Origin of the sequence: Helicobacter pylori (genome assembly GCF_003637665.1) — a bacterium.
Taxonomy (GTDB): Bacteria; Campylobacterota; Campylobacteria; order Campylobacterales; family Helicobacteraceae; genus Helicobacter; species Helicobacter pylori_CK.
The window spans coordinates 285,440-309,854 of sequence record NZ_MVWR01000001.1 but is presented as its reverse complement, the minus strand read 5'-3'; the positions used below and the strand labels follow the sequence as shown (position 1 = coordinate 309,854).

Genomic DNA, 24,415 nt, shown 5'->3' with positions numbered 1-24,415 from the left:
TTTTGAAGTTTAGCACATTTTAAGGAAGTAACCATGATGAAAAAAACCCTTTTTATCTCTTTGGCTTTAGCGTTAAGCTTGAATGCGGGCAATATCCAAATCCAAAGCATGCCCAAAGTGAAAGAGCGAATAAGCGTCCCCTCTAAAGAGGATACGATCTATTCTTACCACGATTCTATTAAGGATTCTATTAAAGCGGTGGTGAATATCTCCACTGAAAAGAAGATTAAAAACAACTTTATAGGTGGCGGTGTGTTTAACGACCCCTTTTTCCAACAATTTTTTGGGGATTTGGGCGGCATGATCCCTAAAGAAAGAATGGAAAGGGCTTTAGGCAGCGGCGTCATCATTTCTAAAGATGGCTATATCGTTACGAATAACCATGTGATTGATGGTGCAGATAAGATTAAAGTAACCATTCCAGGGAGCAACAAAGAATATCCTGCCACTTTAGTAGGCACGGATTCTGAAAGCGATTTGGCGGTGATTCGCATCACTAAAGACAACTTACCCACGATCAAATTCTCTGATTCTAATGATATTTTAGTGGGCGATTTGGTTTTTGCGATTGGTAACCCTTTTGGCGTGGGCGAAAGCGTTACTCAAGGCATTGTTTCAGCGCTCAATAAAAGCGGGATTGGGATCAACAGCTATGAAAATTTCATTCAAACAGACGCTTCTATTAACCCTGGAAATTCCGGCGGCGCTTTGATTGACAGCCGTGGAGGATTAGTGGGGATCAATACCGCTATCATCTCTAAAACCGGGGGCAACCACGGCATTGGCTTTGCCATCCCTTCTAACATGGTTAAGGATATTGTAACCCAGCTCATCAAAACCGGTAAGATTGAAAGAGGTTACTTGGGCGTGGGCTTGCAAGATTTGAGTGGCGATTTGCAAAATTCTTATGACAATAAAGAAGGGGCGGTAGTCATTAGCGTAGAAAAAGACTCTCCGGCTAAAAAAGCAGGGATTTTGGTGTGGGATTTGATCACTGAAGTCAATGGCAAAAAGGTTAAAAACACGAACGAGTTAAGAAATCTAATCGGCTCTATGCTGCCCAATCAAAGAGTAACCTTAAAAGTCATTAGAGACAAAAAAGAACGCACTTTCACTCTCACTCTTGCCGAAAGGAAAAACCCTAACAAAAAAGAAACCATTTCTGCTCAAAACGGTGCACAAGGCCAATTGAACGGGCTTCAAGTAGAAGATTTAACCCAAAAAACCAAAAGGTCTATGCGTTTGAGCGATGATGTTCAAGGGGTTTTAGTCTCTCAAGTGAATGAAAATTCCCCAGCAGAGCAAGCCGGCTTTAGGCAAGGTAACATTATCACAAAAATTGAAGAGATTGAAGTGAAAAGCGTTGCGGATTTTAACCATGCTTTAGAAAAGTATAAAGGCAAACCCAAACGATTCTTAGTTTTAGACTTGAATCAAGGTTATAGGATCATTTTGGTGAAATGATAGAGATGGATTGTTAGCCGCATGTCTTTGATTAGAGTGAATGGGGAAGCTTTTAAACTCTCTTTAGAAAGTTTAGAAGAAGACCCTTTTGAAACTAAAGAAACGCTAGAAACGCTTATCAAACAAACGAGCGTTGTTTTATTGGCCGCTGGGGAGTCTAAGCGTTTTTCTCAAACAATCAAAAAACAATGGTTGCGCTCTAATCATACCCCCTTATGGCTCAGCGTTTATGAAAGCTTTAAAAAAGCCCTAGACTTTAAAGAAATCCTTTTAGTCGTAAGCGAATTGGATTATATTTATATCCAACGCCATTACCCTGAAATCAAGCTTGTAAAAGGCGGGGCATCAAGGCAAGAATCCGTCCGTAACGCTTTAAAAGTAATTGATAGCGCTTACACGCTTACCAGCGATGCGGCTAGGGGTTTAGCCAATATGGAAGCGCTCAAAAGCTTGTTTTTAGCCCTCCAACAAACGAGCCATTATTGCATCGCTCCTTACTTGCCTTGCTATGACACAGCGATCTATTATAACGAGGCTTTAGACAGAGAAGCGATCAAACTCATTCAAACCCCGCAATTAAGCCACACCAAAACGCTCCAATCAGCCCTAAATCAAGGGGATTTTAAAGATGAAAGCAGCGCGATTTTACAAGCTTTCCCTGATCGTGTGAGTTATATTGAAGGCAGTAAAAATTTGCACAAACTCACCACAAGCGATGATTTGAAACATTTCGCGCTCTTTTTCAACCCAGCAAAAGACACTTTTATAGGCATGGGTTTTGATACGCATGCGTTTGTTAAAAATAAGCCTATGGTTTTAGGGGGGGTTGTTTTGGATTGCGAGTTTGGGTTAAAGGCCCATAGCGATGGCGATGCTTTATTGCATGCGGTTATTGATGCGATTTTAGGGGCGATTAAAGGGGGGGATATTGGCGAATGGTTCCCTGATAATGACCCCAAATACAAAAACGCCTCTTCTAAAGAGCTTTTAAAAATCGTGTTGGATTTTTCTCAAAGCATTGGGTTTGAATTGCTTGAAATGGGAGCGACTATTTTTAGCGAAATCCCTAAAATCACTCCTTACAAACCGGCGATTTTAGAGAATTTGAGCCAACTTTTAGGTTTAGAAAAATCTCAAATCAGCTTGAAAGCCACCACAATGGAAAAAATGGGGTTCATTGGCCAACAAGAAGGGCTGTTAGTCCAAGCGCATGCGAGCATGCGTTATAAACAAAAACTTTAAACGCGATAAAAGGAAGAATGGATGAAAATCTTAATCATTGAAGACGATTTAGCACTAGCTAGGAGTATTTCGCATAATTTGCATGATTTAGGGCATTTTTGCGAGATCATCTCTAGCATTTCAGAAGAAAATAAAGAGCCTTATGATGTGATTTTGGTTTCTTCTAAAGTTTGCACTCAAGGGCGTTGCGAACATTTTGTGCGTTATAATTCCAAGCAAATCATTATCATGATGGCTTCGCATGTCAATGAAGATGGGGTGAATAAACCCATTCAAGCGGGAGCGAGAGATTATATTCTAAAACCTTTTAAAATGGATGAATTGTTGCGTAAGATCCAATACCACAAAGCCTACCAAGAAATGACCGCTCGCTTGGGATTTTATGAAAATTACTTAGACTTTATCCATGCGGAATTGCCCTTGCCTAAAGATTTTTCTTACAGGCCGCCCTTTATTATTCACACGCCCTCTCAAGAGCTTGCGAACGCTTATTTATTGCAATACGCTAAAGAAAGGCAAATGGATTTTTCTTTTTTCTCTTTAAAGGATACCACTTGGAAAGAGCTATACAAGAATAAAGACAAACTAGAACGCCCTTTTTACATCATGCATTTAGAAGAGCTTAAAAAAGATGAGCAATTGAAATTGCTAGAATTGGCTCGTTCATGCCCCATTGTTTTGTCCTATACCCATAAAGAACCCCTAGAATTTCCTAAAATTGTGAGCATTGAATACGGCAATAAACCCCTATCTTTGTTTAGCGATAACACGACTTTCCTTTCCATTCAAGAGTATGAAAAAGAAGCGATTAGGCATTTTTCTTCTACTTGCACCGATACAGAATTGGCTAACAAGCTTGGCATTAGCCGCAAAAGCCTTTGGGAAAAACGCCGGAAATATAACTTACCGCGCAAATAACAGAAAATCCTTAAACCCTGTTTTTGTGGGGCGTTGATCATAAAATGTAAAAATGCTAAAAGCATTTTTACAATCAAAAGAGCTAAAACAAGCGGTGATCTCTTAAAATTTAGCGTATTTAATGAGAATAGAGCTAATTATTATTAAAATAACTTATTATTTGCTATATATTTACTATAATAGTTTAACTTTTGAAAAGAGAAATTCAACTTAAGGATTAACCATTAGACAAGTGTTTAACAAAACAAGATTCACGCATTCAAGAACTCTTTTACTGGACATTGATTGCGTTATCCCTAATATTGTTAGGCGTTTGCTCTCTAATAAAACGCTCCCCAAAAGATTCGCCGCTTATAGCTTGCAAGAAGTGGGCATAATCTTTCTTACCACTCAAATTTTATCTATCATGCGCAAGACCCGTTGCTCTAAAACGCTTTTTTTTATCACTAGGGGCAGAGAGAGTTTCCGCTACCAGCTGTGCGATCATTACAAACAAAAACGCCACCAATTTGATGAAGATTTTAAAGCCCTTCTAAGAACCCTAAAAATCGCCATCGTGGAAAAATACCCCCTAAAAAAAGGGGCTAAAATCCAGGGCGAACATTGTTTTGAATATGAAGCCGATGATATTATCTCTTTTTACAAAAAGAAAGACCCCAACAATTATGTGATAGCCAGCATGGATAAGGATATTTTGTATTCCAATAGAGGCTCTCATTTCAATCTCAAAACCAACGCTTTTTTTAATGTGAGTCAAAAAGAGGCTCATTTTTTTGCTTATTACCAGTGCGTTGTGGGGGATAAGGGGGATAATATTAAGGGGGTCAAAGGGATTGGTGGCTTCAACTATAAAGATTTTTTAAACGAAGACGCTAAAGAGCATGAATTGTGGGAGCAGATCATTCAAGCGTTCAAAATCAAAGAAGATTTGAGCGACAGCGAAGCTAAAGAAAAGGCTCTTTTAAACATGCGTTTAGTCAATATGCACCAGATGACCCACCATGGCGTGATCAAACTATGGGAACCTGAGTTCAAAAAAACTTTTTTCCCTAAAAAAACACAAAAACCTGATTTTAAAAGAATTTCTTAAAACAAAAAATTATCGCTTACTTGTGGCAAGCCCTTTGCTATTGATTGTAAAATGGCATTTTTTAAAATAAAAACTTCCCAAAAAAGACAAAAGAACTATCTCCAAGGCTTTTTCTTGTGGCTTTAGAATTATAAGCATACACATACCCCCCACCCATATCAAAAGACAAACTCCTATAAGTCCAAACCCTAAAACTGCTCATTAAAGAATATTCTTGATAATCCCCAAAAGCCACCATCGCGTCTAAACGCACCCTTTTAGTCTTAAGCCCTAAAAAAACATAGCCTGAAATGCTAGAATTAGCAAAATAAATCGCTGGCACACCGGGCGCGTTGATCCCACGACCATAGAATTTAGTCCTGTCGTTAAAAGTCCATAGATAGCCCTTGTTGTTCCTTGCCGGAACGATATAAAAACCCGTTCCAAAATTAAAAATTTTGTATTTAAAAGTTTGATCGATCAAAAACAAGCCGGCATTTTTAGCGCTTGTAGCCGCATCAGTGTTACCGTATTGATACATGCCATGCACTAGAGTGTGCGAAGTGAAACCCTTAGATAAGGAAGCGTCATACTCCAACTTACCCCCCACTTGCACTAAAACATTTTGAGTGGGCAAAGGCAAGCGGGTGTCCGTTAAAATAAAAGGCACCACTTTAAGATTTTCATGCCTGTATTCTGCGCCCAAAACAAACACTTCCCCCCCTACATACAAGCGTTTAGACACAGGATCATAAGACGCTAGAGCGTTTAGGGAAGTAGCGATCCGATTGCCTTGCTCTTTATTAATTTGATGCCCGTTATAAAGCATGCTATCCATAAAAATCCCAAAATAACGCATGGAATTTTGCTTAAAAGCCACAGAGATCCCTTGAATATTGCCCCCTATCCAATCAAAATCCACAAAATCGGTATTGAAACGCCCTAAAGCGATTTTAAAACGCTGGTTAGCGTATTGAAGATACGCATCGGAAACATCGCCAGCGCTCAAATAAGGTTTAACATTGTTAGGGTTACCAAAAAAATTCCCTAGACTGATGTAAAGGTTAGCCAAACGCTGTTTGTTATAAATATTCCAAGCCCCAATCGCTCCAATACCAAAGGACCACCCATTGCTATAAGAAAAATCCACCCCAAGACGCGCTAAAGCCCCCACATAGCTGTGAGGGTTTTTTTGCGCCCCTTGATTATACAATAGCCCCAGATAGCCAAAAGGTTTGACTGCGATTTCTAAAGCTTTCAAAGACAGACCATTACAAAAAAGGATCCCTAACGCTAAATAATAATATCTTTTCTTATTTTTCTTATATTGCATTAAAAACTCATCGTGGATTTAAACTCAATATTTTAGTTAAAATTCCTTTTAATTGCGCTGAAACGGGTTTAAAATCTCAATTACCATTAAACATTATCAATAAACTTGATTGACTAACACTAAAGATTTATGATAGTATTCTAATAAAACTATTTTAAAGGTGATCCATGAGTAAGAGTTTATACCAAACTTTAAACGTGAGCGAAAACGCCAGCCAAGATGAAATCAAAAAATCCTACCGCCGTTTAGCTAGGCAATACCACCCGGATTTGAATAAAACCAAAGAAGCCGAAGAGAAATTCAAAGAAATCAACGCCGCTTATGAAATTTTAAGCGACGAAGAAAAACGCCGCCAATACGATCAGTTTGGCGATAACATGTTTGGCGGGCAGAATTTCAGCGACTTTGCCCGAAGCCGTGGTCCTAGTGAAGATTTAGACGATATTTTAAGCTCTATTTTTGGGAAAGGAGGCTTTTCGCAAAGATTTTCTCAAAACTCGCAAGGTTTTTCTGGCTTTAATTTTTCCAATTTCGCCCCTGAAAATTTAGACATGACCATCACTTTAAATGTCTCTGTTTTAGACACCCTTTTAGGCAATAAAAAACAAGTGAGCATCAATAATGAGATTTTTAGCCTTAAAATCCCTATCGGCGTGGAAGAGGGCGAAAAAATCAGGGTTCGCAACAAAGGGAAAAAGGGGCAAATGGGCAGGGGCGATTTGCTCTTGCAGATCCATATTGAAGAAGATGAAATGTATAGGCGCGAGAAAGACGATATTATCCAAATCTTTGATTTACCCTTAAAAACGGCTCTTTTTGGAGGGAAAATTGAAATCGCTACTTGGCATAAAACCTTAACCCTAACCATTCCCCCTAACACCAAAGCGATGCAAAAATTCCGCATTAAAGAAAAAGGGATCAAAAACAGAAAAACTTCGCATGTGGGGGATTTGTATTTGCAAGCTCGTTTGATCTTGCCTAAAACGGAGACGCTTTCTAATGAGTTGAAAGCGTTATTAGAAAAAGAATTGTAAGGAGGAATCGTGTGCGATTATGATGAACCGCTTTATTTAATCAGCGTCGTGGCTAAAATCTTAGGCGTGCACCCTCAAACCTTGCGCCAATACGAAAAAGAGGGTTTGATAGAGCCTAGCAGGACTGATGGGAAAATGCGCTTGTATTCCCAACGAGACATGGACAAAATCAAAACGATTTTACGCCTTACAAGGGATATGGGGGTTAATCTAGCGGGCGTGGATATTATCTTGCGTTTAAAAGAAAAGCTTGATGAATTAGACAACCTCAATAAAGAACTGCAAGACGCTCTGCAAAAACACTCTAAAAACACCAAAACCCCAACGAAAAATTTAAACACCCCTACTAATTTCTATGAATTGATTTTATTTAAAAAATGAGCCTGACTTCGCTTTTAAACCCCACAAGCCTAGAAGATTTTTTAGGCCAAGAGCATTTAATAGGGAAAGACGCCCCCTTATTTAAAGCCCTACAATCCAAACACTTCCCCCATGCATTTTTCTATGGCCCTCCTGGCGTGGGTAAAACAAGCCTGGCTCAAATCATCGCTCACTCCCTAGAGCGCCCCATTCTTTTATTCAATGCGACAGATTTTAAGCTAGAGGATTTGCGCCTTAAGCTTAAAAATTACCAAAACACCCTTTTAAAACCCGTTATTTTTATTGATGAAACCCACAGATTGAATAAAACCCAACAAGAATTTTTACTCCCCATTATGGAAAAAGATCGCGCTTTAATCTTAGGGGCTAGCACGCAAGATCCTAATTACAGCCTAAGCCATGCGATCCGCTCAAGAAGTTTTATTTTTGAATTGACCCCCCTAAACAAGAGCGATTTAGACAAGCTTTGCGATAAGGCTTTAACATTGCTCAAAAAACAAATAGAGCCTGACGCTAAAACCTATCTTTTAAACAACAGCGCTGGCGATGCTAGAGCGTTATTAAACCTTTTAGATTTGAGCGCTAAAATAGAAGATCCTATCACTTTAAAAACCCTACAATCCTTACGGCCCCATAGCCTAAATGATGGATCTTATAGCGATGATACGCATTATAACCTCACTAGCGCGTTAATCAAATCTTTAAGAGGGAGCGATGAAAACGCTTCCATCTATTATCTGGCGCGCTTGATTGCTGGCGGGGAAAACCCGGAATTTATCGCCAGAAGGCTGGTGATTTTTGCGAGCGAAGATATTGGTAACGCTAACCCAAACGCCCTTAATTTAGCCTCTTCTTGCTTGTTTTCAGTCAAACAAATCGGCTACCCTGAAGCGCGCATCATTTTAAGCCAATGCGTGATTTATCTGGCTTGTTCGCCCAAGTCTAACACGGCTTATAGAGCGATCAATCAGGCTTTGGATTGCGTTCAAAAAGGCTCACTCTACCCTATTCCTAAACACCTGTTGCCTAACGCTAAAGATTACCTTTACCCGCATGATTATAACGGCTATGTCAAACAAGATTATTTGGAAAAACCCCTAAATCTGGTTTCTTCTCAAGGCATAGGGTTTGAAAAAACCCTTTTAGAATGGCTTGATAAAATAAGAAATTGATCTTATAAGTTACATTAAAATGCGACAATGGTAATAAAAAATCAATATTTTTTGATTAAATTAAAATAATAATGAGTTTTATCTATGTTTCATCGCATTATTATTGTATAATAATATTCTAGTTATAAAAATCATTTTACGGATAAGGAAGATATCAGCATGAAAAGATTAGAAACTTTGGAATCCATTTTAGAGCGCTTGAGGATGTCTATCAAAAAAAACGGACTCAAAAATTCAAAACAAAGAGAAGAAGTGGTGAGCGTTTTGTATCGCAGCGGCACACACTTAAGCCCTGAAGAAATCACGCATTCTATCCGCCAAAAGGACAAAAACACCAGCATTTCTTCAGTCTATCGCATTTTGAATTTCTTAGAAAAAGAAAATTTTATCTGTGTTTTAGAGACTTCAAAAAGCGGCCGGCGCTATGAAATTGCGGCTAAAGAACACCATGATCACATCATTTGTTTGCATTGCGGCAAGATCATTGAATTTGCAGACCCTGAAATTGAAAACCGCCAGAATGAAGTCGTTAAAAAATATCAAGCCAAGCTGATTAGCCATGACATGAAAATGTTTGTGTGGTGTAAAGAATGCCAAGAGAGTGAATGTTAAAAGATTTTAAAGAAGAAGCTTAGATAGGGCTATCTTTAATGGTTTTAAGGACTTCATCCAGGTTAAAACGCTTGAGTTTTAGATTTTTGATTTCTTCATCGCTCAAGCGTTTCCAAGTGAAAGTCTTGCCGACATACCCCCATTTATCATAGCTTGAAGTGAATTCTAAATCCCCGTTTGAATTTTGAGTAACCCTTACATAGTAGGTCTTGCCGTCATAAAAATTATACGCTTTACCGCCTTTATAAGATCGTTTTCCAACCTTAATCAAATCGCTTAAAAACACCACGCCTTTATCGCTGCGATTCCTTAGCTTTGGGTTAGGATTAAGCTTGTCTTTTTTGGCTTTAGAGCCATCCACATCAGAAATACCATAGGCATAGAACTTCCCGTTATGCTCAAAAAACTCCACAAAAGAGCTTTTCATGTATAAAAATTCCTGAGTTTGATAAATTCCAGGCAACTCTACAGCCCCTAAAAAACAACAAAAAACTATAACAAGACTCACCAATTTCATAATTTTAATTTGATCAATCCTTTAGGCGCTTTAACGACCGCTTTAAAAATCGGCTCTTCCCTATATTTTTCAAAAGACTCTCCATAGAACCTCAACGCATGCACATCGTTTTCAAAAAAAATAGCCAGCATGCCCGCATCTAAACGCAAAAAAGAAGCTTCTTGAACCGGCTCATAAACGATCAAATCTCTTTTTTCATCGTAAGGGTTTTTAACCATCGCCCTACTTATATCCACCACCTTAGCCCCCTCAACGCCTTTGACAACCAGCTGGAAATCCATGTATTTTTTATGGCTTTCAAAAAAGCCTTTCTCGCTTTCTTTGGCATGCTCTAAACAATAGCTCTGCTCTATGCTAAAGATGCCATGCCCTAAAGGCACTTGAAATTCTGTATTAGAAGCGAGGTTTAAAACCCTTTGATTCGCTTTACTACCCTTTTGCATGACCTCTTTTAAATACTCATGCAAAATTTCTAATTCTTGCGTTTTTTTAAACAAATGCCCAAGCGAGCCTAATTCCCCAAAAATAGCCATATTCCTTCCTTCTTTACTTTAATGGTTTAATTTTTCAGTTGCTCTAAGCGTTCCTTTTTAGTGCCAATATCCGTGATCTGAATACCAAAATTCCCATCCACGATCACCACTTCGCCCTTAGCGATCACCTTGTCATCTACAAGAATTTCCAAAGGGTCATTCACCAATTGATCCAACTCTACCACGCTCCCTATATCCATAGAGACCACATCTTTTAAAATCATTTTTTTTTGCCCGATGCGCACCTTAACGTTCAATTTCACGTCTAAAAGCATGCTGATATTGCGGATTTCTATGTTTTCTAAAGACGCGTCATGGGTTTTAACCTCTTCAGTAGCTTCAGTAGTGCTCTTTATCGTTTCTTCTTTTTCTTCTTTATGCGTTTTTTCAAATTGGTGCTCAAAAGCCGCCGTAGTCAATAAAATGATTTGGCTTTCTTTGATGGCTTCCATTTTAAAAGAAAACACCACCGCTTTAGCGTAATCTTCTCTTTTAGGAAGCTCTTTAGCGATTTCAGCATTCGTGGTGGTGAAATTGAGTTTAGGGAGCAATTCTTGAGACTTCAAGCTTGTAGCGATCGCGCCAAAAATATTAGAAGCCATTTCTTTAAAAGCGTCTAAATCGTCATTATCCATTTCTTCCTTACTCGCTCCCTCACCTCCTAGCATCAAATCGCTTAAAGCGGTAACTAAATCTACCGGAGCCAGTAATTCAATAGAGCTCTCTTCTTTTTCAATCGCGCTAATTTTAACCCTTGCATAAGGCGCGCTGATTAATTTCAAAAAAGATTCGTCGCTACTAGAAATTTCTTTTTCTAATCCCACGCTTGGAGCCTTACCCACTAACCCTTCTAAAGTAGAGACAACCTCTTGAATAAAAATCTTAATAAAATCTTGCATTTCTCACTCTTCTTCTATTTTCATAATATCGCCCACTTTGCCTCTGCGCTGCTCTTCTAGCATTTCTAAAATTTCTTTAGTGCGTTCTTTTTCGCTATAGATCACTTCTTTAATTTGAATGGTTTTCCTATACCCTTGAAACCCCACGCTCGCTAAATAACGCTTTTTTTTATGCACATACACGCTCACTTCATCATTAGCGATCTTGTTCAACCGGATAGTATCCCCCACATCTAAATCCAGCATTTCTTTCAGGCTCAATTCCACCGCGCCCAAAAACACGATCATATCCACGCTCACCCCACTCAATAGCGCTTGCAATTCCTTATTACGGCTCTTTTTGGAATTCGTTTCTGAAAGCATCAAATCCCTACTCCCCATTTTAGAAAGAATGCTCTCAATGGAAATCACCGGGTAACAAATATTCATCATCCCACGGCTATGCCCAATGATAATCTCTAAAACCACCATGATAGAAATTTCATTTTGAGCGACGATTTGGACCACATTCGCGCTGGATTCTTTAGCGTCAATGGTAGGAAACATCTCCACCACGGGCGACCACACTTCTTTTAAAATTTGCATCACTTGGCGTAAAATCGTATCCAATAAATTCAATTCAATATCGCTAAACTCCCTGTTTTGATCATACGCGCTCCCCTTACCCCCTAATAGTCTGTCAATCATAGGGAAAGCGATGCTAGGATTGATTTCTAAAACCCCCGTTCCTCCCATAGGCTTCATGGAAAAGACATTAAAACTCGTAGGGCTAGGCAAACTCATCAAAAATTCGCCATAAGTCATTTGATCCACGCTATGGAGCTGAATTTCCACAATAGAACGCATGATAGAAGAAATTTGACTGGAAAGATTCCTAGCCATTTTATCATGGATACTCCTAAAAGAACGCAGTTGCTCCTTACTCACACGATTGGGGCGTTTGAAATCATAGAGGGTTACGCTGCGCTGCGGGATAATATCTTTTTTTTGGACATTTTGAATATCCACATTCTCATCAACGACTTCTAAAAGCGCATCAATTTCTTCTTGGCTTAAAATATCAGCCATGATCCACTCCTAAGGATTTACGCACCTTTTTAATCACTTCTTTAATGATTTGAGAAATGCGCGATTCAGTAATGCCTAAAATCTCTTTGATCTCGCTCAAATTCAACTCTTCAAAGTAATAAAGCTGGATAAGGATTTGCTCTCGTTCGCTCATTTGATTCAACGCTTTTTGGACATGCTCTAACAACTCTTCTGCTTCAATCTTTTTAGTGATTTCATCTTGCTCAATCGCATTGAATTGCTCATCTATTGGCACTAACGCATAAATATCTGAGGCCGTTTTAGCTTCTCTAATCTTTTCAATATTTTCTCCTAGAGCTTCTGCTAAATACGCATCGCTAGGCTCTTTCCCATGCTCATTAAGGTGTTTGGTAATTTCAATATCAATGCTTTTAATGAGTTTCCTGCTAGAGCGAGAAATCACATCTAAAGAGCGCAAATAATCTAGCATCGCCCCATTGACACGAGTTTTAGCATACCCCCAAAAAGAATCATTTAACGCGCTCTCATAACGCCTGGCTAATTTAATCAATTCTTCAGTGCCAATAGAAACCAGATCGTTAAAATCAATAGAGCTGGGCAAACGCTCTTTTAAACGAAACGCCATAGCGTGCACGGCCGGTAAATACTGGATAGCGAGCGCGTCTTGATGGTGGTGTTGCTGCTCATCATAGGCGTTCAAAACCTTTTCTATATTTTTTTCGCTGGTTTCAGTTTTTTGAATTTCTTTGGGCATTCTATTTTCCATCATCAAAATCATAACTTCTAATGTATTCTAAAATACTAGCCACTTCTTTTTCTCTGTTCTTAAACTCATGGTTGAAACGAAGCAAGCTCTCTTCAGTGCCTTTTTTGTCAAAAAGACAAATATCTAAATCCGTGCAAGCGATAAAAATAGACGCAAACAGCAACGCGATCAAGTATCCCCCAAGCGTGGATAACACCGTCCATAATAAAATGCTCTCTGGCTCATTGAATTTCAACACCGAAAACACTAACCCCAAAAAAAACCCTACCACAACAGAAAAATGGATAAAATTTTGAACTTTCATCAGCCTACCCCAAATACTTCAAAAGCCTTTTAAAAAAGCTTTTCAAACCTTCTTTTGGTATTTCTAAAGCGCCGGTTTCTAATTTAGAAACTAAAAGGCCCGCTATCTGATCAATGGATTGCGAAAACAAATCGTTAGGGGCTATTTTTCTCAAAATTTTGCGCTCCCTCACATAGCGTTTCAATAAGGAGCTGTTTTCAATCGCTCCTAAGTAATGCAATTCTAATGAAGCGATATTGTTTTTAGCCACTTTCAACAGCCTTTCATAAGTCGCCCTGCCCTCTTTAGGTTGGGCTACCATGTTAGCGATAAGAAACAATTCATCTTTATTCTTGGAGTTGATTTTAATGCATGCATACGCATCCGTAATCGCTGAAGGATCGGGTGTGGTAACAATCACCACGCAATCGCTCGCATTCAAAAACGCTTGTGTAGTGGCTCCAATCCCAGCTCCCGTATCAACCACAATATAATCTAAAGAGCTTAAAACCCCCTCTTCATCCACGAATTGATCTAAAGCTTCTGCGCCGCTAATGTATTTTAATATTTCTTCGCCGCTATCCCCGGGAATTAAGCAAAGCCCAGGTTCAATCTCACAAATAATTTCTTGCAATTTGGCTTCACCTTTTAAGGCATGCAAGATATTTTTATGGGTTTTCACCCCAAAAATAACGTCTAAATTCGCTAAACCAATATCCGCATCAAACACCCCTACCTTATAACCTTTCTTGTATAAAGAGTAGGCTAAATTAGCGCTAATGTTGGATTTCCCCACGCCTCCCTTACCGCTTGTGATAGCGATGAATTTGGTATTCCCTTTATTATCAAAAAAACTTTTAGGGTTTTTAAGATTCATCAAATTATCTAAGCGGCTCGCTTGATTGTTCATGCTTGTTCCTTATTAAGGTTACTAAAGCCATCTAGCATGCAATCCACTAAATATTCATTAGTAGCCACTTTCAAATCCATAGGCACTTCTTGCCCAACAGAAAGATAGCTGATAGGCTTTTGGCTTTCATGCACTAAAGAAAACAAATTCCCTAACCCCCTACTCTCATCTAATTTCGTAAAGATTAAAGTGTCAATCCCTAACACCCCAAAAGAATCATAAATATCTTTCATGTCTTCATACTTAGTGGTAACCGAAAGCACTAAGGACACATCAATATTATAACCCCCATCTATAAATTCCTTCAAACCGGCAATTTTTTCTTTATCGTATTGCGAATGCCCTGTCGTATCCACTAAAATAAAATCGCAGTATTCCAAAGCTTCAATTTCTTTAGCAAAATCTTTAGCGTCAATCACCGCTTCTATACTCATTTTCATTTTATTAGCATACCAACTCAATTGCTCTAAAGCCCCAATGCGATAATTGTCTAAAGTGATAATGCCCACCTTGTATTTTTTCGCTAGCATTCTAGAATAGCGTGCAGCTAATTTGGCTAGAGTCGTCGTTTTCCCCACGCCTGTTGGCCCTACAAGCATTAAGATGCGTTTTTGCCTTAAATTCAAATCTTCAGGGCGGCACAAAATCATTTTGCGCAACACTTCTCTAAAATAACGCTTGATCGTTACGGAATTTTCGCGCATGCGTAAAGGCATCAATTCCAGGCTCAATTGCATGATTTCATCTAAATGGCTGGATTTCATCCCGCTTTGTTTGGCCAGTTTGTAAATTTCTGCAAATTCTTGAGGGATATTAATAGAATTGGGGTTTTTCTCATCCCAAAACATGTTTTGGATGAGTTTTAAGCTGTCTCTGATTTTACTTAATTGCAGATTGATGTCTTTAATTTCTTCTTCTTGTTTAACTTCTCTTTTTTCTCTTTCTTTTTTATGGTTGGCTTCATCTTTTAAGGCTTGCAATAAAGCGTCCTGTTTATTAGCCTCTAAAGGCGCATCCTCTAACGGGGCGTCTTTTTCTAAAAGGGTCTTATTTTTTGAAAAACTATAGTTGCGCTGATTAGATGAAACCCCGGCGAGTTTGCGCATTTCTTCTACAGTGCTTGAAAGCTGCATGACCACATCTTCTTCATTCAATTCTTCATCATACAAACTTTCTGGAATAAGGGGAGCTTTAGGGGGTTTGCTTTCTTCTTCTTCAACCGCCACAACGATTTCATAAAGCCCAGAAGAAGTGAGCGTTTTTTTACGGATTTCTTGGGTTTTAAACACCAGCGTATCCACCCCATGGTGGCTTTGAGCGATCTTTAAAGCTTCAGCGGCCGTCTCCCCACTATAGGTATAGAATTTCACCACTCCCCTTTTTTAAAAAGAATTTGTTGCAAAATTAACGGCACCAACACCGAATCCCTTTCACTCCATTTAGGATGAGGTAAAATCAAATCATTCTGTCTTAAAATGACTTGGTTGAAAGCGATAATATCAATGTCTAAAGTTCTTGGAGCGTCTTTAAAATCGCGCTTCCTTTTGCGCCCAAAACGCCTTTCTATATAAAAAACCAGGGCGAAAAAATGGCGCAAACTTAAAGATGTTTTAAGGATAATCGTAGCGTTATAAAAGTTAGGTTGGTTAGTGTAACCAAAAGGCGGATTGATATAAACAGGCGAAGAAAAAATTTTTCCGATTTTACTATGATTTTTAAAATATAAAAAACAATTTTTTAATATTTTTAAAGGATTTTTAAGATTAGATCCCAACCCTAAAACCACCCTGTTAGAAAAATCAAGCCTTTTTTTAAAAAGGCTAGGGAAAAAGCGGTTAGTAAGGATCTCTCGCATCACAAAAGCTCAGCCCTAGAATTTTTGATCACCACTAAATCTTCAATGCGCACCCCAAAAAATCCAGGGATATAAATCCCAGGCTCTATGGAAAACACCATGCCCTCTTCTAAAATGGTTCCACTGCGCGATGAAATATAAGGAAGCTCATGGATGTCTAAGCCAATGCCATGCCCGGTGCTGTGAGTGAAATACTGCCCGTAACCATAATCGCTAATCACTCCCCTAGCCAAGCCGTCCGCTTCTTTACCGGTCATGCCCGCTCTAATGCCTGAAATAGCCTTTTCTTGCGCTTCTTTCACAATGTCATAAATCTTTTGACGCTCTTTATCCTTGAAACTCTGCTCTCTTGTGAAGACAAAATCTTTAGGGTCAAAAAAAGCCGTGCGAGTCCTATCCGAGCAATAGCGTTCGTATTTGATCCCCATATCCAAAAGAATGCTATGCTCCGCTTTTAAAAAATCCTTCGCGCTAGGCAAAGCATGGGGCTTGCTCGCGTTCGCATTCAAGGCTAAAATAGGCTCAAAACTCAGATCATAAACCCCCTCTTTAGTCAAAAAGTCCTTAACCTTATGCTGCAAATACCGCTCGCTCAAGGATTCTTTTTCATCAAAAATCTTTTTCACATACTCGGCAAAATTTTCAAAAGCTTCAACATTCAACGCTTGAGATTTTTTGAGGAGTTGGATCTCATGATCGTTTTTAATGATGCGTTTTTGGCGGTGGTAACTAGGCACGCCCTCTAAAATAACCTTATTCCCAACCGCCGAATCCAAACGCTTGTAGGTTTGCAAATTCACTTGATTGGGGTCAAAAAAGAGCTTTTTAACCGAACTCTTTGCGATCAAATCAATCGCACTCTGCACTAAATCGCTGGATTCTATCACTTCCGCTAAAACGCCATTTTTAGGCTGAACGCTTTCTTTAGCTTCTTGAGTGTAGCGAGAATCAGTGATAAAAAACGAGCGATCGTCTAATTGCAAAAACAAAGCGTTATCGCAACTATAAGCGCATTCAAAAAACATCGCGTTTTCATTGAGCGTGAAATGCGATTCTCTTTCTAATCCTCTCATAGGTAGCCCCCTTTTATTTTTGATTGTTAATGGGGTTATTAGGGTTGTTTTTTTGGGCTTCTTGGAACGCTTTCATTTCGGCTAAAATATTGACCATCGCCATTAAAGCCATGTTGTAGCCAAGCGGGCCAAATCCCATGATCACGCCTCCACAAGCCGCTCCGGTGTAAGAATTTTTCCTGAATTCCTCTCTGGCTTGAATGTTAGTGAGATGCACTTCAATAACGGGTTTGCCCGCTAGCATGATCGCATCTGCAATCGCAATAGAAGTGTGCGAAAACGCTCCAGGGTTAATGATGATCCCTTCATAATCGCTGCCCACGCTCTCTTGGATTTTATCAATGATTTCGCCCTCAAAATTGGTTTGAAAAAACTCTAATTCCACATCTAAATTGCCTTGTTTCACGAAAGTTTGCATGATCTCATGGATTTGGTCTAAGGTTACCATGCCATAAAGTCTTGGGTCTCTGTGTCCTAACATGTTTAAATTAGGCCCTTGAATCACTAAAATTTTCATTAATTTATTTCTCCTTGTTGAATATGGAATGAGACCACATTATAGCATAAGTTTTTATCTTACCCCTTAAATCCCCTAAGAACGCATTGTCAAGAAACTACCGCTTGACTAATATCAAACTCTTTGATGCTAAAAAGCGCTTTTATCTTTTTTTAAAAAAACAGCCATCATGACCATTCCTACAAAAAAACTTCCCGTAATGAAGAAATCAAAGGGGTCAAACCCGATGCCAAAAATGAGGTAAAAAGTGAATGCCGTTAATATAAAGAATGATATTAAAGAATTTTGCTTGATCCCGCTCCAAAAAATCTTTACAATAACTAATAAAAAAAAGAGCCAGATCAAAAAGCCTATGATCCCCCTAGTGGCTAGAACATGAATGATTTGATTGTCGTATCTTTCATAACAAAGAATCAAATCTTTTGCCCTATAAGACTTTGATAAGGATAAAATCTCTTCTAACCTTTGGCATTTCTCGCTAGCGGCCATACCAAAAAAGGGCCTTAAACGCAAAACCGTTAGGGCTTCTTTCCAGCGCTCCAAACGCCACCCGATGCTGCTATCAGCGTCCTTTTTAGCGTAGCGTTTCAAATCTTCTTCAAAGGTTTGGTTTTGAACCCTAGATTGCTCTATTGCCCCCCTTTTTTCTAAAGCGTTACTCCCCATATACAAAGCGCTCAAAATAAGACTCACAACCACCATATAACCCAATGGTTTGAGCGATTTTTTGGCGTATAAAATAAAGCAAGAAAGGATTAAAAAAGTAATAACAAAAGCGATTGTCGCGCTCCTTGTAGCGCTTAAAATAACGACTAAAAACCCCACAAAAACAGAAAGGGTGAAAAAAAGTTTCTCTTTTTGATTTTGCGAATAAAGCGCATAAATATAACAGCCTAAAATGGAAACGCTCACTAAAACCACATACTCCTTAACCGTGCTAAACCCTTGCGCTCTGGGCATGTTAAAATAAATTTTTTGCACTAATGAAAGCAAGCCGTTGATGAAATTTGCAACAGCCATGCTATAAAAAAGGATTTTTTGATTCAATTTGATTCTTAAACGGCTGGCAAAAAGCAAGCATAACGCCCCGCAAGCGTAAGTTAAGGACATGTTTAGAGCGAATAAATTGTAGCGGAAAGTTTGGCTATCATACATGTTAAACATGTTAGGGAAGATGCTTAAAAACACGCCTAAAAAAGCCAGAGTGAGCCATTTAAAAGGCATGGTTTTTAAATGATTAATTGCGAAGGTTTCTTTCAAAGACGCTTGAAAATAACACCTAAGAAACAAAAAAACCATTAAAACAATCAATAAGACTTGCGTTAAAGGCTTTTTAAACGAAGTGAGAAAGAAAAGAGCAAAAATTAAAGTGAAAACAGAGTCCGCACTAAAAAAGGCCTTCAAACGCTCTTTCAACACAAACTCGCCATACCCTAAAACCGATAAAACTACCTGTCTTTAATGCCTAGCTTTTCAATCAAAACCACATAACGCGCATGATTGGTGCGTTTGATGTATTTCAACAAGTTGCGTCTTTGAGCGACTAATTTTAAAAGCCCTAAACGACTGGAATGATCTTTGGGGTTAGCCTTTAAATGCTCGGTTAAAAGCTTGATCCTTTCATTCAACAACGCCACTTGCACTTCACAAGAACCCGTATCGTTTTCCTTAGTGGCAAACGCCTTAATGATTTCTTGTTTTTTCTCCAGATTCAAAGCCATAACGACCTCCTAATTGGTAATTTAATAAAGATCACATTATAGCGTAAAATAAGCTTTTTTGTATCATACGCTTAAACTTTATATTATAATAAGCCTAAAAAGACAAACCACCTACCAGATTAAGGCATTGATTTTAGATTATGGCAAACGAACGCTCCAAATTAGCTTTTAAAAAGACTTTCCCTGTCTTTAAACGCTTTTTGCAATCCAAAGACTTAGCCCTTGTGGTCTTTGTGATAGCGATTTTAGCGATCATTATCGTGCCGTTACCGCCTTTTGTGTTGGATTTTTTACTCACGATTTCTATCGCGCTATCGGTGTTGATTATTTTAATCGGGCTTTATATTGACAAGCCGACTGATTTTAGCGCTTTCCCCACTTTATTGCTCATTGTAACCTTATACCGCTTGGCTTTAAATGTCGCCACGACTAGAATGATTTTAACGCAAGGCTATAAAGGGCCTAGCGCGGTGAGCGATATTATCACAGCGTTTGGGGAATTTAGCGTGAGCGGGAATTATGTGATTGGGGCGATTATCTTTAGTATTTTAGTGTTAGTGAATCTATTAGTGGTTACTAATGGCTCTACTAGGGTTACTGAAGTGAGGGCGCGATTCGCTCTAGACGCTATGCCAGGAAAGCAAATGGCGATTGATGCGGACTTGAATTCAGGGCTGATTGACGATAAGGAAGCCAAAAAACGGCGCGCCGCATTAAGCCAAGAAGCGGATTTTTATGGCGCGATGGATGGCGCGTCTAAATTTGTCAAGGGCGATGCGATCGCTTCTATTATCATCACGCTTATTAATATTATTGGAGGGTTTTTAGTGGGCGTGTTTCAAAGGGATATGAGCTTAAGCTTTAGCGCTAGCACTTTCACTATCCTAACCATTGGCGATGGGCTTGTGGGGCAAATCCCTGCTTTAATCATTGCGACAGCGACCGGTATTGTCGCCACTCGCACCACGCAAAACGAAGAAGAAGACTTTGCTTCCAAGCTCATCACACAGCTTATGAATAAAAGCAAAACTTTAGTGATTGTAGGGGCGATTTTATTGCTTTTTGCGATCATTCCTGGACTCCCTACCTTTTCTTTAGCGTTCGTAGGGAGTCTCTTTTTATTCGTTGCATGGCTGATTAGCAGAGAGGGAAAAGACGGGTTGCTCACCCAGTTAGAGAATTATTTGAGTCAAAAATTTGGCCTGGATTTGAGCGAAAAACCCCAAAGCTCCAAAGTCAAACCCCACACCCCCACCACAAGGACTAAAACCCAAGAAGAGCTTAAAAGAGAAGAAGAACAAGCCATTGATGAAGTGTTAAAAATTGAATTTTTAGAGTTGGCTTTAGGGTATCAGCTCATTAGTTTAGCGGACATGAAACAAGGGGGCGATTTGTTAGAAAGGATTAGGGGCATTAGAAAAAAGATAGCGAGCGATTATGGTTTTTTAATGCCTCAAATAAGGATCAGAGATAATTTACAGCTCCCCCCCACGCATTATGAAATCAAGCTTAAGGGTATTGTGATTGGTGAGGGCATGGTGATGCCGGATAAATTTTTAGCCATGAATACCGGTTTTGTGAATAAAGAAATTGAAGGCATTCCCACTAAAGAGCCGGCTTTTGGAATGGACGCTTTATGGATTGAAACTAAAAATAAAGAAGAAGCCATTATTCAAGGCTATACCATTATTGATCCAAGCACCGTTATTGCGACGCACACCAGCGAATTAGTGAAAAAATACGCTGAAGATTTTATCACTAAAGATGAAGTGAAATCCCTTTTAGAGCGCTTGGCTAAAGACTATCCTACGATTGTAGAAGAGAGTAAAAAAATCCCCACCGGTGCGATCCGATCAGTCTTGCAAGCCTTGTTGCATGAAAAAATCCCCATTAAAGACATGCTCACTATTTTAGAAACGATTACCGATATTGCTCCGTTGGTTCAAAACGATGTGAATATCTTAACCGAACAAGTGAGGGCGAGGCTTTCTAGGGTGATCACTAACGCTTTTAAATCTGAAGACGGGCGTTTGAAATTTTTAACCTTTTCTACCGATAGCGAACAATTTTTGCTTAATAAATTGCGAGAAAATGGCGCTTCTAAGAGCTTGCTGCTCAATGTGGGCGAATTGCAAAAACTCATTGAAGGGGTCTCTGAAGAGGCCATGAAAGTCTTGCAAAAAGGGATCGCTCCGGTGATTTTGATTGTAGAGCCTAATTTAAGAAAAGCTCTTTCTAATCAAATGGAGCAGGCCAGGATTGATGTGGTCGTGCTAAGCCATGCGGAATTAGATCCTAACTCTAATTTTGAAGCCTTAGGCACGATCCATATTAACTTTTAATGGATAAATAATTGATAAAAAAGGAGAATGATGCAAGTTTACCACCTTTCACACATTGATTTAGACGGCTATGCATGCCAGCTTGTTTCAAAACAATTTTTTAAAAATATCCAATGCTATAACGCTAATTACGGGCGTGAAGTCTCAGCGAGAATTTATGAAATTCTAAACGCGATCGCTCAATCTAAAGAGAGTGAATTCCTTATTTTGATTAGCGATTTGAATTTGAATTTAAATGAAGCAGAGTATTTGCAGGATAAGATCCAAGAACACCGCTTGCAAAATAAAAACATTCAAATCCAGCTTTTAGATCACCATATCAGCGGTAAGGAAGTGGCTGAGAGTTTCCATTGGTATTTTTTAGACACGAACCGCTGTGCGACTAAAATCGTGTATGAGTTTTTGAAAAAGCATTACGCTCTTTTAGAGCCAAAAAACACAACATGGCTAGAGCCTTTAGTGGAAATGGTCAATTCTGTGGATATTTGGGACACGCAAGGTTATGGCTTTGAATTAGGCAAGGTGTGTATGCGCATGATTAACCAAAGCTCTGAATTGAATCGTTTCATGTTTGATGATGAGAACCGCAATTATAAATTAAAGCTTTTAGAAGAAGTTAAAAACTATTTGTTTTTAGAAAATGCCCCTGTAGCCTATGATAATGATTTGTTCAAACTCAAAAAAATCGCTTTAGGGGGCGACCCTGATACAGAAACGATGGACAATATCTCTTCAAACGCGCAAACGCATTTACTCTCTTTAAAAAAGCATGATTGCAGCGTTTATTACCAGGATAAAAAAGGGTTTTTAAGTTATTCAATGGGGGGTATTAGCGTGTTGGCTAACCTTTTTTTAACGCAAAATCCGGATTTTGATTTTTATATGGATGTGAACGCTAAAGGGAATGTGAGCTTAAGAGCGAATGGGAATTGCGATGTGTGCGAACTCAGTCAAATGTGTTTTAATGGGGGTGGGCATAGGAATGCGAGCGGAGGCAAGATTGATGGTTTTAGAGAGAGTTTCAATTATAGGGATATTAAAGAACAAATTGAAGAAATCTTCAATAACGCTTAAAACTAAGCTGTTTAGAAAAAGCTAACAAAAACTAACAAGAGTTTAAAAACTCTTTTTGATAAGGTTTAAAAATTTTCCATCGTTTTATGGCAAAAACTTATTTTTTAAGGGAATAAGGGGTGTTTTAAAATAATTCTCCCCCTACAAACCTCCAACTAACCCCCATAACCCCCAAAAGAGCACTTAAAAATCCATCGCTTGATTAAAATCAAGCTCTTTTAATAATTTGATTGTAAAAAACGCTTTTTTAGTATTTTTAGGTTTTTTAAATTATCATCACGCCAACGCAAATAATCATTTTAAGTTATCTCTCTATTTTATTGTTTTTTTGTTGCGGGTATTTGGAGCATGTTAGGGTTTGGGGTAATAGTGAGCGGCTATCTTAAAAAGGAGATGACCAACTATGAAACTACTATTAGCAATCATAGTTTTAATGGTTCTCACAACGCCACTATACTAAAATTTTAGTGCAAGCTAGGGTTTAGCTAGCGTTTTCTTTGTGTATTTTTCTTGTATCCCATAAAAATCCCACAAAAATAAGACTTTTTCAATATCCAATGAAAACGGAGCCAAAGTTTGCATTTTTGTGTTAGGACTTGACAAGTTAGTAAAGTTTTGCTAATATTGTTTTGTTTTGAGTTTTCTTAAAGGTTAAGCCTTATCTCCCCCATAGACATCTCCTTATGGGGGATTTGTTTAACTATGCCAACCTTACAAAACAAAATCTAACAATACCGACTTATCGTCAGCGACCGCCCTTGTTTTATAGCTTTCTAATTCCAACAAAGAAACATGGTTATTTTTATTTATCCGATAAGGGTTTAACCAAAACACCCTACTAATCGCAGATAAAATGATCACGCTCCTAGCTAAACACCAACATGATACGAGTGTCTCTATTATCGCTATTAAAATATTTGATTTTATCCGCTCCACACTCTCATTCTAATCTATTTTTAGCAAAAAGAATTTATTCTTCACACGCCGGTTTGGGGTAGCAAAAACGATAGCCTCTGCGCCTTACGGTTTCAACCGTGGAAATCCCCAAGGGTTTATCCATTTTTTGGCGGATTTGATTGATAGCCACTTCAATGACATTAGGGGTAACCATTTCAGGCTCTTCCCAAATAGCGTCTAAAAGCTGTTCTTTGGAGACGATTTGATCCCTATGTCTGGCAAGATGGGTAAGCACCTCAAAGGGCTTCCCTTTCACTTCAACTTCACGCCCCTTGTAAATAATCTTTTCTTCATCAGGGCTAATGGTCAAATCCCCAATTTCAATCACATTAGAACCCCAAAACCTCAAACGAGCCTCAATCCTTGCGACTAAAGCCTTAATGCTGCGGTAAGGCTTAGCGATGTAATCGTCCGCACCCTGCTCAAACGCATGGACTTCTTCCTCGCTTGTAGGGTTATCAGAAGAAACTAAAACAACAATAGAAGAATGCTTTTCCTTGATTCTAGAAACAAAACTTAAAGCATTTTTATCGCTAACCATAACCAAGTCATAGTTCCTAATATCCATAAGATATTCCCCATCCTCTAAACTCTCTGTTACATCAGCCATAAAGCCTTTAACATTTAAGCCTTTTTCAATTTCTCCACCCAAAACAGAATTTTTTTCAATCAGTAGAACGCGCATGGTGTATG

26 protein-coding genes are annotated in these 24,415 nt (G+C 38.8%); 10 read left to right on the top strand and 16 right to left on the bottom strand.

The genetic code is table 11. The features are described 5' to 3' along the window. Nucleotides 1-33 precede the first annotated feature (33 nt). From EAL49_RS01550 to EAL49_RS01530, 4 genes are all read left to right on the top strand, one after another. The gene (locus EAL49_RS01550) at nucleotides 34-1,464 is read left to right on the top strand and encodes a DegQ family serine endoprotease (protein WP_120828416.1); all 1,431 of its coding nucleotides are present in this window, start codon (nucleotides 34-36) and stop codon (nucleotides 1,462-1,464) included. A 21-nt stretch (nucleotides 1,465-1,485) separates the two neighbouring features. Continuing rightward, entirely contained in the window at nucleotides 1,486-2,706 is a 1,221-nt protein-coding gene (locus EAL49_RS01545) for a bifunctional 2-C-methyl-D-erythritol 4-phosphate cytidylyltransferase/2-C-methyl-D-erythritol 2,4-cyclodiphosphate synthase (protein ID WP_120828414.1), read from the top strand. A 21-nt stretch (nucleotides 2,707-2,727) separates the two neighbouring features. Next, a complete protein-coding gene (locus EAL49_RS01540) occupies nucleotides 2,728-3,624 on the top strand; it encodes an OriC activity response regulator (protein ID WP_120828412.1) in 897 nt (298 codons plus the stop codon). A 232-nt stretch (nucleotides 3,625-3,856) separates the two neighbouring features. Next, complete coding sequence (locus EAL49_RS01530; RefSeq protein ID WP_120828410.1) at nucleotides 3,857-4,714, top strand: 5'-3' exonuclease; 858 nt, start codon at nucleotides 3,857-3,859, stop codon at nucleotides 4,712-4,714. Nucleotides 4,715-4,775: 61 nt separating this feature from the next. Here EAL49_RS01530 and EAL49_RS01525 read toward each other — a convergent pair whose 3' ends face one another. Continuing rightward, a complete protein-coding gene (locus tag EAL49_RS01525; RefSeq protein WP_120828408.1) occupies nucleotides 4,776-6,026 on the bottom strand; it encodes a hypothetical protein in 1,251 nt (416 codons plus the stop codon). Nucleotides 6,027-6,193: 167 nt separating this feature from the next. On the opposite strand from EAL49_RS01525, the gene EAL49_RS01520 reads away from it, so the two are divergent. The 4 genes from EAL49_RS01520 to fur all read left to right on the top strand — a co-directional run bounded on the left by EAL49_RS01520 (nucleotide 6,194) and on the right by fur (nucleotide 9,225). After that, nucleotides 6,194-7,060 (top strand): DnaJ C-terminal domain-containing protein, encoded by an 867-nt coding sequence (locus tag EAL49_RS01520; RefSeq protein ID WP_120828406.1) that lies wholly within the window; start codon nucleotides 6,194-6,196, stop codon nucleotides 7,058-7,060. A gap of 9 nt (nucleotides 7,061-7,069) precedes the next feature. Beyond that, a complete protein-coding gene (locus EAL49_RS01515) occupies nucleotides 7,070-7,441 on the top strand; it encodes a heat shock protein transcriptional repressor HspR (RefSeq protein WP_000332999.1) in 372 nt (123 codons plus the stop codon). Then, nucleotides 7,438-8,613 (top strand): replication-associated recombination protein A, encoded by a 1,176-nt coding sequence (locus EAL49_RS01510; RefSeq protein WP_120828404.1) that lies wholly within the window; start codon nucleotides 7,438-7,440, stop codon nucleotides 8,611-8,613. Before EAL49_RS01515 ends, EAL49_RS01510 begins: the two co-directional genes overlap by 4 nt. A gap of 159 nt (nucleotides 8,614-8,772) precedes the next feature. Continuing rightward, nucleotides 8,773-9,225 (top strand): ferric iron uptake transcriptional regulator, encoded by a 453-nt coding sequence (fur, locus tag EAL49_RS01505; protein ID WP_000824996.1) that lies wholly within the window; start codon nucleotides 8,773-8,775, stop codon nucleotides 9,223-9,225. Nucleotides 9,226-9,244: 19 nt separating this feature from the next. On the opposite strand, the gene EAL49_RS01500 is transcribed toward fur, so the two are convergent. The 13 genes from EAL49_RS01500 to rpsO form a co-directional block, all read right to left on the bottom strand. Next, nucleotides 9,245-9,742 carry a DUF2147 domain-containing protein gene (locus tag EAL49_RS01500; protein WP_000780285.1) on the bottom strand — a complete coding sequence of 166 codons (498 nt, stop codon included), beginning with the start codon at nucleotides 9,740-9,742 and terminating at the stop codon, nucleotides 9,245-9,247. Next, entirely contained in the window at nucleotides 9,739-10,275 is a 537-nt protein-coding gene (locus EAL49_RS01495; protein WP_120828402.1) for a NanQ anomerase/TabA/YiaL family protein, read from the bottom strand. Before EAL49_RS01495 ends, EAL49_RS01500 begins: the two co-directional genes overlap by 4 nt. Nucleotides 10,276-10,301: 26 nt before the next feature. Beyond that, nucleotides 10,302-11,174, bottom strand: a complete 873-nt coding sequence (gene fliY, locus EAL49_RS01490) for a flagellar motor switch protein FliY (RefSeq protein WP_120828400.1) — start codon at nucleotides 11,172-11,174, stop codon at nucleotides 10,302-10,304. 3 nt (nucleotides 11,175-11,177) lie between these two features. Beyond that, nucleotides 11,178-12,242 (bottom strand): flagellar motor switch protein FliM, encoded by a 1,065-nt coding sequence (gene fliM, locus EAL49_RS01485; RefSeq protein ID WP_000763562.1) that lies wholly within the window; start codon nucleotides 12,240-12,242, stop codon nucleotides 11,178-11,180. Further along, the gene (locus EAL49_RS01480) at nucleotides 12,235-13,002 is read right to left on the bottom strand and encodes an RNA polymerase sigma factor FliA (protein WP_120828398.1); all 768 of its coding nucleotides are present in this window, start codon (nucleotides 13,000-13,002) and stop codon (nucleotides 12,235-12,237) included. The genes fliM and EAL49_RS01480 overlap by 8 nt, the downstream gene beginning before the upstream one ends. Beyond that, the gene (locus EAL49_RS01475) at nucleotides 12,980-13,294 is read right to left on the bottom strand and encodes a hypothetical protein (protein ID WP_000868000.1); all 315 of its coding nucleotides are present in this window, start codon (nucleotides 13,292-13,294) and stop codon (nucleotides 12,980-12,982) included. The genes EAL49_RS01480 and EAL49_RS01475 overlap by 23 nt, the downstream gene beginning before the upstream one ends. 4 nt (nucleotides 13,295-13,298) lie before the next feature. Next, nucleotides 13,299-14,183, bottom strand: a complete 885-nt coding sequence (gene ylxH, locus EAL49_RS01470; RefSeq protein WP_100975000.1) for a flagellum site-determining protein YlxH — start codon at nucleotides 14,181-14,183, stop codon at nucleotides 13,299-13,301. Further along, complete coding sequence (gene flhF / locus EAL49_RS01465) at nucleotides 14,180-15,553, bottom strand: flagellar biosynthesis GTPase FlhF (protein WP_162973067.1); 1,374 nt, start codon at nucleotides 15,551-15,553, stop codon at nucleotides 14,180-14,182. Before flhF ends, ylxH begins: the two co-directional genes overlap by 4 nt. Continuing rightward, nucleotides 15,550-16,038 (bottom strand): 2-amino-4-hydroxy-6-hydroxymethyldihydropteridine diphosphokinase, encoded by a 489-nt coding sequence (gene folK / locus EAL49_RS01460; RefSeq protein ID WP_162973066.1) that lies wholly within the window; start codon nucleotides 16,036-16,038, stop codon nucleotides 15,550-15,552. The genes flhF and folK overlap by 4 nt, the downstream gene beginning before the upstream one ends. Next, the gene (locus EAL49_RS01455; RefSeq protein ID WP_120828394.1) at nucleotides 16,038-17,111 is read right to left on the bottom strand and encodes an aminopeptidase; all 1,074 of its coding nucleotides are present in this window, start codon (nucleotides 17,109-17,111) and stop codon (nucleotides 16,038-16,040) included. The genes folK and EAL49_RS01455 overlap by 1 nt, the downstream gene beginning before the upstream one ends. A 13-nt stretch (nucleotides 17,112-17,124) precedes the next feature. After that, nucleotides 17,125-17,628: a type II 3-dehydroquinate dehydratase gene (gene aroQ / locus EAL49_RS01450; RefSeq protein WP_000699284.1), complete on the bottom strand. Its 504-nt coding sequence runs from the start codon at nucleotides 17,626-17,628 to the stop codon at nucleotides 17,125-17,127. Nucleotides 17,629-17,757: 129 nt separating this feature from the next. Continuing rightward, nucleotides 17,758-19,047, bottom strand: coding sequence for an O-antigen ligase family protein (locus EAL49_RS01445; protein WP_120828392.1), 1,290 nt, complete (start codon nucleotides 19,045-19,047; stop codon nucleotides 17,758-17,760). A 29-nt stretch (nucleotides 19,048-19,076) separates the two neighbouring features. Further along, on the bottom strand, nucleotides 19,077-19,349 hold the full coding sequence (gene rpsO / locus EAL49_RS01440; protein ID WP_001207122.1) for a 30S ribosomal protein S15: 273 nt from the start codon (nucleotides 19,347-19,349) through the stop codon (nucleotides 19,077-19,079). A 140-nt stretch (nucleotides 19,350-19,489) separates the two neighbouring features. On the opposite strand from rpsO, the gene flhA reads away from it, so the two are divergent. Further along, entirely contained in the window at nucleotides 19,490-21,691 is a 2,202-nt protein-coding gene (gene flhA, locus EAL49_RS01435; RefSeq protein WP_120828390.1) for a flagellar biosynthesis protein FlhA, read from the top strand. A 30-nt stretch (nucleotides 21,692-21,721) separates the two neighbouring features. Next, nucleotides 21,722-22,765, top strand: coding sequence for a 3',5'-cyclic-nucleotide phosphodiesterase (locus tag EAL49_RS01430; RefSeq protein WP_162973065.1), 1,044 nt, complete (start codon nucleotides 21,722-21,724; stop codon nucleotides 22,763-22,765). A gap of 711 nt (nucleotides 22,766-23,476) precedes the next feature. Here EAL49_RS01430 and EAL49_RS08225 read toward each other — a convergent pair. Beyond that, the gene (locus tag EAL49_RS08225) at nucleotides 23,477-23,626 is read right to left on the bottom strand and encodes a hypothetical protein (RefSeq protein ID WP_162973052.1); all 150 of its coding nucleotides are present in this window, start codon (nucleotides 23,624-23,626) and stop codon (nucleotides 23,477-23,479) included. A 109-nt stretch (nucleotides 23,627-23,735) separates the two neighbouring features. After that, nucleotides 23,736-24,407, bottom strand: coding sequence for a response regulator-like transcription factor HsrA (gene hsrA, locus EAL49_RS01425; protein WP_001264984.1), 672 nt, complete (start codon nucleotides 24,405-24,407; stop codon nucleotides 23,736-23,738). Between the last annotated feature and the right edge of the window lie 8 nt (nucleotides 24,408-24,415).

What these genes read in the sequence shown, in the direction of transcription:
- EAL49_RS01430 (WP_162973065.1), top strand. Translation starts at nt 21,722, where the DNA reads ATGCAAGTTTACCACCTTTCACACATTGATTTAGACGGCTATGCATGC.
- EAL49_RS01545 (WP_120828414.1), top strand. Translation starts at nt 1,486, where the DNA reads ATGTCTTTGATTAGAGTGAATGGGGAAGCTTTTAAACTCTCTTTAGAA.
- fliY (WP_120828400.1), bottom strand. Translation starts at nt 11,174, where the DNA reads ATGCAAGATTTTATTAAGATTTTTATTCAAGAGGTTGTCTCTACTTTA.
- EAL49_RS01520 (WP_120828406.1), top strand. Translation starts at nt 6,194, where the DNA reads ATGAGTAAGAGTTTATACCAAACTTTAAACGTGAGCGAAAACGCCAGC.
- rpsO (WP_001207122.1), bottom strand. Translation starts at nt 19,349, where the DNA reads ATGGCTTTGAATCTGGAGAAAAAACAAGAAATCATTAAGGCGTTTGCC.
- aroQ (WP_000699284.1), bottom strand. Translation starts at nt 17,628, where the DNA reads ATGAAAATTTTAGTGATTCAAGGGCCTAATTTAAACATGTTAGGACAC.
- EAL49_RS01550 (WP_120828416.1), top strand. Translation starts at nt 34, where the DNA reads ATGATGAAAAAAACCCTTTTTATCTCTTTGGCTTTAGCGTTAAGCTTG.
- EAL49_RS01525 (WP_120828408.1), bottom strand. Translation starts at nt 6,026, where the DNA reads ATGCAATATAAGAAAAATAAGAAAAGATATTATTATTTAGCGTTAGGG.
- fliM (WP_000763562.1), bottom strand. Translation starts at nt 12,242, where the DNA reads ATGGCTGATATTTTAAGCCAAGAAGAAATTGATGCGCTTTTAGAAGTC.
- folK (WP_162973066.1), bottom strand. Translation starts at nt 16,038, where the DNA reads ATGCGAGAGATCCTTACTAACCGCTTTTTCCCTAGCCTTTTTAAAAAA.
- EAL49_RS01480 (WP_120828398.1), bottom strand. Translation starts at nt 13,002, where the DNA reads ATGATTTTGATGATGGAAAATAGAATGCCCAAAGAAATTCAAAAAACT.
- fur (WP_000824996.1), top strand. Translation starts at nt 8,773, where the DNA reads ATGAAAAGATTAGAAACTTTGGAATCCATTTTAGAGCGCTTGAGGATG.
- EAL49_RS01495 (WP_120828402.1), bottom strand. Translation starts at nt 10,275, where the DNA reads ATGGCTATTTTTGGGGAATTAGGCTCGCTTGGGCATTTGTTTAAAAAA.
- EAL49_RS01455 (WP_120828394.1), bottom strand. Translation starts at nt 17,111, where the DNA reads ATGAGAGGATTAGAAAGAGAATCGCATTTCACGCTCAATGAAAACGCG.
- EAL49_RS01540 (WP_120828412.1), top strand. Translation starts at nt 2,728, where the DNA reads ATGAAAATCTTAATCATTGAAGACGATTTAGCACTAGCTAGGAGTATT.
- EAL49_RS01510 (WP_120828404.1), top strand. Translation starts at nt 7,438, where the DNA reads ATGAGCCTGACTTCGCTTTTAAACCCCACAAGCCTAGAAGATTTTTTA.
- hsrA (WP_001264984.1), bottom strand. Translation starts at nt 24,407, where the DNA reads ATGCGCGTTCTACTGATTGAAAAAAATTCTGTTTTGGGTGGAGAAATT.
- flhA (WP_120828390.1), top strand. Translation starts at nt 19,490, where the DNA reads ATGGCAAACGAACGCTCCAAATTAGCTTTTAAAAAGACTTTCCCTGTC.
- EAL49_RS01500 (WP_000780285.1), bottom strand. Translation starts at nt 9,742, where the DNA reads ATGAAATTGGTGAGTCTTGTTATAGTTTTTTGTTGTTTTTTAGGGGCT.
- ylxH (WP_100975000.1), bottom strand. Translation starts at nt 14,183, where the DNA reads ATGAACAATCAAGCGAGCCGCTTAGATAATTTGATGAATCTTAAAAAC.
- EAL49_RS01475 (WP_000868000.1), bottom strand. Translation starts at nt 13,294, where the DNA reads ATGAAAGTTCAAAATTTTATCCATTTTTCTGTTGTGGTAGGGTTTTTT.